General features: G+C 50.6%; 3 protein-coding genes. All 3 read left to right on the top strand.

Going from position 1 to position 2567, the window contains the following annotated elements:
- Window positions 1-136: 136 nt before the first annotated feature.
- Complete coding sequence (locus CKO36_RS18725) at window positions 137-964, top strand: NAD-binding protein (RefSeq protein WP_200286423.1); 828 nt, start codon at window positions 137-139, stop codon at window positions 962-964.
- A gap of 58 nt (window positions 965-1022) precedes the next feature.
- Window positions 1023-1772, top strand: coding sequence for an NAD-binding protein (locus CKO36_RS18720; protein ID WP_200286422.1), 750 nt, complete (start codon window positions 1023-1025; stop codon window positions 1770-1772).
- A 68-nt stretch (window positions 1773-1840) separates the two neighbouring features.
- A partial coding sequence (locus tag CKO36_RS18715) for a peptidoglycan-binding protein (protein ID WP_200286421.1) occupies window positions 1841-2567 on the top strand: 727 nt, incomplete at its 3' end.

Here is a 2567-nt window from a genome sequence, read left to right as displayed (position 1 = left end):
CATGACATTGGGATGGCTCAGCGCTTGAGCAATCCGCTTTGAGATCGGCGATGAGCGCTTCGAGCATCTCGCGCGCGAGGAATAACGGATGGCTCCTCTTTGGTAAATAATCTTCCGGGACGGGACACTTATTAGTATGGGCGTGTTGGGTGTGCTGATCGGGCGTGTCAGCAACCTGATCAACGAAATTCGTGAAAACCGCCGTTTGGGATACAACGGCACCCGCTTCACCAAGCATGTGGTGATGGTTGGTTGGGATCGGTTTTCACAAACCGTGCTAGAACAGCTGATTCCTGCTGGCGTCCAGACAGCGGTTATTCTTGATCAGCGAGACCAACTCGAACTGTTGACGAATCGCTACGACAAGCAGCAAGTCTTTTTCCTGCTCGCCGATCACTACAACTTTGAGTTGGCGCGCAAAGCCAATATCGAAGCGGCCAGTGTTGTGTTTGTCAATCTCGATGACGATACCGACAAGCTGGTCTATCTGATCAATAGCAAGCAATTTTATCACCGCCCGCTGACCTATGGCGTGGCGGTCAATGACGTCGAGCTGGTACCCGCTTTTGAAGCGGCTGGGGCCGATATTGTGCTGTCCCGGGATGAAATCGACGCCAAGCTGACCGCCAGCTTTATCTTCGAACCGGAGGTGGCAAAATATACTGAACAATTGATTTCAACCGCAGTCAACGAAGATGACTTCGATGTTCAGCAATATCGTGTCATTGCTCAGAACCGTTTCAAGGATCGTCTCTATCTGGACGCGTTCTTTGAAATCAAAAAGCAATTGGATGCCATTCTTATCGGGTTGGCAACGACCATTGATGGCCAGCGGGTGGTGCTTGGCAATCCCGAGGATCCGGAGCTGAAGATTTCCGAAGGCGATGATTTGATTTTTATTACCTCCGGTCGTTCAGCCAAGCAACTCCAGCGAGCTTTTGGCGTATCAGAAGGCTCGCTGTGAACGAGGGTCTTTTCAAGATCGTGCTCTCCTTGTTATTTAAAATGTGGAATTTATACTCATGTCGTTGGAATTGCCTGGCTTTGAAAACTTTGTTGTCATCGTCGGTTGGGATCATTTTGCCGCGCTGATTACCGATCAGTTGATCAATGCCGACCGGCAAGTCCTTGCGCTGACTGATGATGCCAAAATCGTGGAGCGTATCCATGGCACTTATGAGCGTCGCTGGGTCATCGCACTTGAAATGGATGTCCTGAACTTTGAAGAGGTCAGGAAACTTCCCATGGAACGTGCTTTTGGTGTGTATGTTAATCTAGCCTCGGATCGCGAACGACTCATCTACATCTTCAAACTGCGCAAATATTTTGCAGATTTATCTATTATTTCGCCCGTGGTCAATCCGCAACTGAAGGAAAGTTTTTCTATTCATCAGCAGATTTTTCCGTTATCTCGTGATGAAATCAGCGCAAAAATTTTCGCCAGCCATCTCTTCGAGCGAGATGTGGCGACCTATCTCAATGAATTATTGTCTCCGGCAGTCAATGAGGAAGATCATGATATTCAGCAATATCGGGTCTTGCCTAAGAATCCTCTGTGTAATCGAATGTATGGTGATGCTTTCATTGCATTGAAAAAGCATTTCAATGCTATTTTAATCGGCCTGTCGAAGCACAGCCCACAAGGGTATCAGTTGCGCAAAAACCCACCGGATGAAACGCTGATTCAGGAGGGAGATTATCTGATTGTCCTGGTCAATGGCAAGACCGCCCAAAAACTGGAAAAAGCGCTGGGCGTGAGCGAAGGGGCTTGATGATGAAGCATTTCCGAGGTTGTTATTGTCCACAGCGCAGTTATTTATGGCCACTTGCAATTGGTTTGGTGGTCAGTCTCTGGCTGGGGATCAATCAGGTCGTGGCACAGCCCTCAAGCGAGGAGCCAAACCCTGAAGACATTCGCTTTATTCAGACGAATTTGCAGGAGCAGGGCTATGGCATTGGCACCGTCAATGGTCTGCTGACCCGTCAGACCATTGATGCGATCCGCCAATTTGAGCGCGACAATGATCTGGGCGTGCATCCCTATCTGGATGCGGCCACGCTGGCGGCACTTCGTGATCAGCTTGAAGCGCGGATGCCCGCTTCTCGGGCCTTTGAGTTGCCGCTGGCGCCTTCCAGTCTTGAGCAGGGCTACCATGCGCTGAGTAACGAGGAACTTCTCGAGCAGGCGCTCACCCGCTACCAGCAAGTGCAACAGCGCTTTCATGCGGAGCAGCGACATTTGCACAAGCTGCGGATTCTCTATCGCCAACTTGAGCAGATCAACGCCGACTGGCAGCCGACGCGCGAGTTTCAGCCACCCGAGACGCCTGAGACTCAGAGCGATGCGAATCCGCAAGCGATCGGCATCGCGCAGGCCGAACAGCGTCTGAACAGCTATCAGGAGCATCTGACCGAGCTGGAACGCCAGCTTGAGGTGCTCAACCGCGTCAATTTAGAGGTGCGTAATTCTTATGCTATAGTTTGCGCTCCATTGTGCCACGCATCGTTTGGACGCGCACTTGCCGACATTTTGGTGACAGGATCGTTTCATGTTGACGTTAGATCTT

The sequence above is a fragment of the Rhabdochromatium marinum genome (assembly GCF_016583795.1).
Classification (GTDB): Bacteria; Pseudomonadota; Gammaproteobacteria; order Chromatiales; family Chromatiaceae; genus Rhabdochromatium; species Rhabdochromatium marinum.
Note: the sequence above shows the minus strand (reverse complement) of the source record. Positions and strands in the feature narration are given on the sequence as shown.

Excerpts from the sequence above, each read along its gene's own strand:
- CKO36_RS18725 (WP_200286423.1), top strand. The coding sequence starts at position 137 with ATGGGCGTGTTGGGTGTGCTGATCGGGCGTGTCAGCAACCTGATCAAC.
- CKO36_RS18720 (WP_200286422.1), top strand. The coding sequence starts at position 1,023 with ATGTCGTTGGAATTGCCTGGCTTTGAAAACTTTGTTGTCATCGTCGGT.